This window comes from Paenibacillus sp. TAF43_2, from assembly GCF_052113545.1.
Taxonomy (GTDB): domain Bacteria; phylum Bacillota; class Bacilli; order Paenibacillales; family Paenibacillaceae; genus Pristimantibacillus.
Genome location: NZ_JBFRDK010000262.1, coordinates 1 through 6122, shown reverse-complemented (window position 1 = coordinate 6122; position 6122 = coordinate 1). Strand labels below are relative to the sequence as shown.

Sequence of the window (6122 nt, the reverse complement as noted above, 5' to 3'; positions counted from 1 at the left end):
ATTACACTTAGCCCTGCAGCAAACATGCTCACACTCCATCTTTTTCTGTTTCTACGTATGGATCGCTTCCGCCCCTGCTCAATCCCACTTCGTATTGCTGCATCAAGCGCCAGCTCCGGCATCACAACAAGCTCCTGATTCACATGTTCCATGTCACTTCGCAGCGCCTGATTGGCTTGCCTGAACGGCGTCTCCTTGGCCTCGCCCATTTCGTATCTCCTCCTTCATATGTGCCATATCTGCTCTTAGTCCTTTTAATGCTTTGTTCAGCCACGTTCTAATAGTCCCATCAGGCTTCTCCAATAGCTCAGCAATTTCCGTAATCGTCATATCTCGATAATATTTGAGTGTTATCACCATACGATAGTTAACCGGAAGCAGCTGAATCTGCGCAGCCATATCAAGACGTGCTGCTGTCTCATCACACTCAACTGTCTTTTCCCTCAAATCATATTTCTCGGCTATCGAATCGGTAGGACGCTCCCTTGTTTGCTTCTTCTTAGCATCCATACACACACGGATCAAAATACGAATGGCCCACGTTGTAAAAAATTTCGGCTCCCTTAATCTGTGCTTTTTCGTCCATATCCGGCAAACCGTTTCTTGTATAGCCTCCAATGCATCCGACTCATTTCGCATATATGAATAAGCAATCCCATACATTTGATGCTTATCTAGATCAATACGCTGCAGCAGCGCCGTTTCATCGCCCCGTATAGCCGCTTGAGCCCACTCATCCTTATTCATGCCTCTTCCCTCCTGCCCAGGCTGCCTCTCATTTCTTATACATTATTAATCTTGTTTTGTATTAGACAGCCGAAGCATGGATACGGTTTTGTGTGACTCCAATTTATTTAATCGCAACAGTCAATTCGACAAAAGCGCCCTCTATTTTTAAATAAAAAAAAGAACGATCGGATAATCCGACCGTTCTTCTTCCATACTATTTATTAAGCTTCGAAAATGTTAAGTTCTGTCGTTTTGTCGAACAAGTGTACTTTGTTCATGTCAAGCGCAAGCTTAACAGTTGTGCCATCACGTAGTCCAGAGCGGCCGTCAACACGAGCGATAACTGTGTCAGTGCCGATACCGTTTAGGTACAAGTACATCTCGTGACCAAGGTTCTCAGCAACCTCAACATTTGCGTTCACGATTGTTTGTGGGGATGCTTCCAAGAATACTGGCTCTTCGTGAAGATCCTCTGGACGAATGCCAAGAATCACTTCTTTGCCGATGTAACCTTTCGAGCGAAGCGATGCTGCTTTGCCTTCTGGAACAACTACATCAACGCCGCTTGCTTTGAAGCGAAGCGCGCCGCCTTGCTCTGTAAGCGAACCGCTGATAAAGTTCATCGATGGAGCGCCGATAAAGCCAGCTACGAAGATGTTAACCGGGTGGTTATACAGTTCTTCTGGTGAAGCTGTTTGTTGAATGAAACCGTCTTTCATGACAACGATACGGTCACCCATTGTCATTGCCTCGATTTGGTCATGCGTTACATAGATAGTTGTTGTTTCAAGACGTTTTGTAAGCTTGCTGATTTCAGCGCGCATTTGTCCACGAAGTTTCGCGTCCAAGTTGGAAAGCGGCTCATCCATCAAGAATACTTGCGGCTCACGAACGATTGCGCGTCCTAGAGCGACACGTTGACGTTGACCACCGGAAAGCGCTTTTGGTTTACGGTCAAGCAAATGCTCGATATCTAGAATTTTAGCAGCTTCACGAACACGTTTGTCGATGTCTGCTTTTTTGAATTTACGAAGTTTAAGGCCGAAAGCCATGTTTTGGTAAACGTTCATGTGCGGGTACAACGCGTAGGATTGGAATACCATCGCGATGTCGCGGTCTTTAGGAGCAACATCGTTCACAAGGCGGTCGCCGATGAACAATTTGCCTTCGGAAATTTCTTCAAGGCCTGCAATCATACGAAGAGTTGTCGATTTACCGCAACCAGATGGTCCGACCAATACGAGAAACTCTTTGTCTTTAATATCTAAGTTAACGTCAGTAACCGATGCTTTGTCAGTACCCGGGTATTTTTTGTAAATGCCTTCTAAACGTACGCCTGCCATGATAATTTTCCCCCTAGAAAGAAATTTCGTTATGCCTATATCTTATCCCACTGGGGAGCTTGTGACTATGCACATACTTTACAAAAAAACTAATTTCTTTTCGTAACTTTGTACAATAGCAATATAATTTTGACTAGTACGGCATCCCTAAACTGACGAACATCTAAACCAGTCTCTTGTTTAAGCTTGTCTAAACGATATAATAATGTATTTCTATGAATGTATAATTTCTTCGCTGTCTCACTAACATTGCAATCAAGCGTAAAAAATGTTTCCAATGTACTCAGCATTTCTGATTCAACGAATAGATCCGCTCTTTTTAACGACTGCTCCAAATATCTCGCACGATGGACTTCAGGAATTGCATTCAACAAACGTTCCAACTGAAGCATCCACGGCAAATAAATATTTGTTCCTACATGGAATTTTCGGCCGAGATTAATCGTCTCCCGCAGCAGCATCGTCGTCTCAATCATACCTTTTGCTGGCGATGAAGGATGAGCTACTGCGATGTGGCATTCACCAATCCACTCACTGGCGAGCATCTCATGCAATCCAAGCCCAATCGAAGCTAGACTATCCTCAATCGTCTCTTCCTCCTGCTCATCGAAAGCATCGGAATCCTCATCTCTCAGCAAGGACATCGAACCCCATATGAGCCATTCCTGGCTTTTGAGCGGAATAAGCAAGACATCGTCGGACATAAATGAACGCAAAAGTTTTTCTAATTCAGAATAAGTTGCATGCTTCGTGCCTGACTGCTCTGTAACGAGTAAGAAAGGTATCATTTCATTAAATAAGCGACTGCCAACGGTTAAATGATCAGGTAAGGAATATGCGGGCTCATCCGATTCCAACTGCTTCTGAATCCAATCTCCAAGCTTAAGCGCTTGCCTCTCTGATTCAGAGAGCGCCGCATTTTTTTTCTCCATTAAATGTCCGCGGTTAAGCTGCAAAGTCCAGCTTATCAATTCCTTCTCTGTTGCCTGAAGCGATGGACAATCGATTTCTAATAAATCCACTTCATATTCCGCAGATGAAATGACAATCCACGTTTTTTCGTCTTTTTCTACGCGTTGGCCCTCTATAGGAGATGATCCTATATGATCGCCTAACCACACCACATCAGCATTGCTAATTAAATCGTTCCACTCCGCTATAGATTTCGAAACAGCATGTACCGGACAGTTCAAAATGTGCTTCAGCGGCTTCAACCAGTCTGTCGTGCTCATTTCTCTATCTCCAATCTCCACAAGCATTTGCGGCTGCGTGCTTCCTCCTATGGGAGGACACCTATTGCGATTAGCAGCTCTTTATAAGCGGATTAATAAGTAAAAAAGTTTATTCGCACCTTAATGTGGAATAACGCTTTTTCCCGTCATTGTACCACAAGAGCTTGCTTAATTCAGCCTATTACCAGTAAAAGAATGATTGACAAGAGCGCGAATAACGCAGCAATTAAATATAGAAACGAAACCGTTTGGACCTGGCTCAGTCCCCATTTCATCAAAAGATGATGCGTATGCAGCTTGTCCGCATGATGCAAGCCTTTACCGCTTATAAGCCTGCGCAGCATGACATAAGCCGTGTCAAATATAGGCAATCCAAGCGCCAATAATGGAACTAGCAAGGTAATGAATGTTGCTTTCTTAAACGCTCCATCAACAGCAATTACAGCAAGAGTAAAGCCTAGGAAGGTCGCTCCTGCGTCACCCATAAATATTCTTGCTGGATAAAAATTATGAACCAAAAACCCAAAGCATGCTCCGGCTACAATAATGGCAAGAATAGCGGTGCTTGGCTGTCCTTTAACGAGCGCCACCGTCAATAGCGTAAGTGCTGACAGCGTGCATACCCCTGAAGCCAACCCATCTACGCCATCAATAAAGTTGATCATATTGATTAGCGCGAAAACCCATAGCATCGTTGTCAGCCACGATACCCAATCGGGAAATGAAATAAACAAATGTGTAAACGGATTGGTGATGCCCGCAATTTTGATGTGAAATAAGCTTGGGATTGACGCAGCACCCATATAGAGAATGACACGCGGCCATATCGGAAAATCTTTCCCTTTTGCCTTTGACGCATCATCAAGAAGTCCAATAATTACGAGCACGGTTCCACCCGTAACTATGGTCCAAGTGAGCGGAGTGAACCCGATAAAAATAAACATCGTAACGATGCAGCCAACAAAAATAGCCGCGCCACCCATGAGAGGGATCGGCTTGTTATGTATTTTTCTCTGATTAGGACGATCGACAAAACCAAGTCGCAGCGCAAATACACGAAGCGGTGGTACGCTTGCAAATACGATCGCGAAGCTAATTAAAACCGCTAATCCGTATACCATTGCAACTACCCCTTTTTCTATTTCATTCCTATATGTATACATTGTTCCCTTATATCGATAAAATACAAGAAACAAATCAAACCTGTTTGACCAAATAACATCTGCCATGGTACTATCTATTCAAAGTTTACTTATCGGATTAATGTAATTTTATTTCCTACTATTCATTTGAAAAAGAGGAGTGCACCCATGTCCAAGATTGTAATTATTTCAGGCAGTCCAAATGCTTCATCCCGTTTAAATGGCATAACACAGTACGTGGAGCAACAATTGATAACAAAAAATCTTTCGGTTGATACCATAACCGTGGTTTCTTTGCCAGCCGAAGATCTAATTCACGCTCGTTTTGGCAGCCCTGCTATTATAGAAGCCAATCAGCTTGTCGAGAATGCGGATGCTGTTATTATTGCAAGCCCAGTTTATAAAGCATCTTATACAGGCGTTCTAAAAACGTTTCTAGATCTACTGCCGCAGAAAGGACTTGATGGTAAAATCATTGCTCCTCTGTTTATCGGCGGCACCATCGCTCACCTACTCTCTATTGACTATTCCCTCAAGCCGGTACTCGCATCCATGGGCGCGAAATTATATGTAAGCGGAGTGTACGCCGTTGATTCCCAAATCGAGCGTTCACAAGAGCCAAATGAAGCTCCAGTATTTGAATTAAATGATGAACTTAAACTTCGTCTAAACGAAACGGTAAACGAGCTTGCTTATGAATTGAATCTACGGAGTAAAAACTAAGATTCATTCATTATCTAGTTTTAACTATGCAAAAAAAGAGTTTGCCCATCATTAAGATGAGCAAACTCTTTTTTATTTCCATTATAATCAAACAAAAAAACCGTAGATCTTAGGATCTACGGTTGTATAGGTGTGTTTAGAAAAAATGGTGAGCCATGTAGGATTCGAACCTACGACACCCTGATTAAAAGTCAGGTGCTCTACCAACTGAGCTAATGGCTCTTGCTGTAAAAGAAATGGTGGAGGATGATGGATTCGAACCACCGAACTCAGAGAGAGCAGATTTACAGTCTGCCGTGTTTAGCCACTTCACTAATCCTCCATACTATTACTTATTTCTCGTCGCAACGAAAAATAAAGTGGTGGCTCGGGACGGAATCGAACCGCCGACACGAGGATTTTCAGTCCTCTGCTCTACCGACTGAGCTACCGAGCCTTACTTTAAAGAAAAATGGCGGAGCTGACGGGATTCGAACCCGCGGTCTCCTGCGTGACAGGCAGGCATGTTGGGCCACTACACCACAGCTCCAAGTGGATCCGGTCATAAAACCGAATAAGTACATATGGTGGAGGATGACGGGATCGAACCGCCGACCCTCTGCTTGTAAGGCAGATGCTCTCCCAGCTGAGCTAATCCTCCAAATGTTACGATAAAAAAGGTAATGGTAGCGGCGAAGGGGATCGAACCCCCGACCTCACGGGTATGAACCGTACGCTCTAGCCAGCTGAGCTACACCGCCACGCTTGTCCCCCGAATAGTTGTCGATTGCAGCGTTCGGGGACGCTTGCAAAGTCAGAACATTACGCCCTGAAAACTGGATACGAAAGATTAGGCTTGCTGAAGCCTTTATGCTGCTGTCTACTGGATGTATGGGTCACAGTAAACGTGTTTAGGATAAGCCCTCGACCGATTAGTATTCGTCAGCTACACACATTGCTGTGCTTCCACCCCG

General features: G+C 44.1%; 6 protein-coding genes and 6 tRNA genes. 1 reads left to right on the top strand and 11 read right to left on the bottom strand.

Annotated elements, in window-relative coordinates:
* The 5 genes from AB4Z17_RS31200 to AB4Z17_RS31180 all read right to left on the bottom strand — a co-directional run.
* Positions 1-209: hypothetical protein (locus AB4Z17_RS31200; RefSeq protein WP_441964176.1), on the bottom strand; the 209-nt coding region annotated here is incomplete at its 3' end.
* The gene (locus AB4Z17_RS31195) at positions 154-747 is read right to left on the bottom strand and encodes a sigma-70 family RNA polymerase sigma factor (protein WP_441964174.1); all 594 of its coding nucleotides are present in this window, start codon (positions 745-747) and stop codon (positions 154-156) included. The genes AB4Z17_RS31195 and AB4Z17_RS31200, both read right to left, overlap by 56 nt.
* A gap of 203 nt (positions 748-950) precedes the next feature.
* Positions 951-2072, bottom strand: a complete 1122-nt coding sequence (locus AB4Z17_RS31190; RefSeq protein ID WP_076270765.1) for an ABC transporter ATP-binding protein — start codon at positions 2070-2072, stop codon at positions 951-953.
* Positions 2073-2161: 89 nt separating this feature from the next.
* Positions 2162-3304: a PucR family transcriptional regulator gene (locus AB4Z17_RS31185; protein WP_076270774.1), complete on the bottom strand. Its 1143-nt coding sequence runs from the start codon at positions 3302-3304 to the stop codon at positions 2162-2164.
* 173 nt (positions 3305-3477) lie between these two features.
* Positions 3478-4425 (bottom strand): glycosyltransferase family 4 protein, encoded by a 948-nt coding sequence (locus AB4Z17_RS31180; RefSeq protein WP_076270766.1) that lies wholly within the window; start codon positions 4423-4425, stop codon positions 3478-3480.
* 189 nt (positions 4426-4614) lie between these two features.
* Here AB4Z17_RS31180 and ssuE point away from each other — a divergent pair, with 189 nt between their 5' ends.
* Positions 4615-5169: an NADPH-dependent FMN reductase gene (ssuE, locus tag AB4Z17_RS31175; RefSeq protein WP_441964172.1), complete on the top strand. Its 555-nt coding sequence runs from the start codon at positions 4615-4617 to the stop codon at positions 5167-5169.
* 146 nt (positions 5170-5315) lie between these two features.
* Here the strand turns inward: ssuE and AB4Z17_RS31170 are convergent.
* From AB4Z17_RS31170 to AB4Z17_RS31145, 6 genes are all read right to left on the bottom strand, one after another.
* Positions 5316-5391 (bottom strand) — tRNA-Lys (locus AB4Z17_RS31170).
* A 15-nt stretch (positions 5392-5406) separates the two neighbouring features.
* A tRNA-Tyr gene (locus AB4Z17_RS31165) sits at positions 5407-5491 on the bottom strand.
* A 38-nt stretch (positions 5492-5529) separates the two neighbouring features.
* Positions 5530-5605: transfer RNA gene (locus AB4Z17_RS31160), tRNA-Phe, on the bottom strand.
* Positions 5606-5621: 16 nt separating this feature from the next.
* Positions 5622-5698: transfer RNA gene (locus AB4Z17_RS31155), tRNA-Asp, on the bottom strand.
* A 35-nt stretch (positions 5699-5733) separates the two neighbouring features.
* Positions 5734-5809: transfer RNA gene (locus tag AB4Z17_RS31150), tRNA-Val, on the bottom strand.
* A 23-nt stretch (positions 5810-5832) separates the two neighbouring features.
* Positions 5833-5909: transfer RNA gene (locus AB4Z17_RS31145), tRNA-Met, on the bottom strand.
* Positions 5910-6122: the final 213 nt, after the last annotated feature.

What these genes read in the sequence shown, in the direction of transcription:
- AB4Z17_RS31195 (WP_441964174.1), bottom strand. Translation starts at nt 747, where the DNA reads ATGAATAAGGATGAGTGGGCTCAAGCGGCTATACGGGGCGATGAAACG.
- AB4Z17_RS31190 (WP_076270765.1), bottom strand. Translation starts at nt 2,072, where the DNA reads ATGGCAGGCGTACGTTTAGAAGGCATTTACAAAAAATACCCGGGTACT.
- AB4Z17_RS31185 (WP_076270774.1), bottom strand. Translation starts at nt 3,304, where the DNA reads ATGAGCACGACAGACTGGTTGAAGCCGCTGAAGCACATTTTGAACTGT.
- AB4Z17_RS31180 (WP_076270766.1), bottom strand. Translation starts at nt 4,425, where the DNA reads ATGGTATACGGATTAGCGGTTTTAATTAGCTTCGCGATCGTATTTGCA.
- ssuE (WP_441964172.1), top strand. Translation starts at nt 4,615, where the DNA reads ATGTCCAAGATTGTAATTATTTCAGGCAGTCCAAATGCTTCATCCCGT.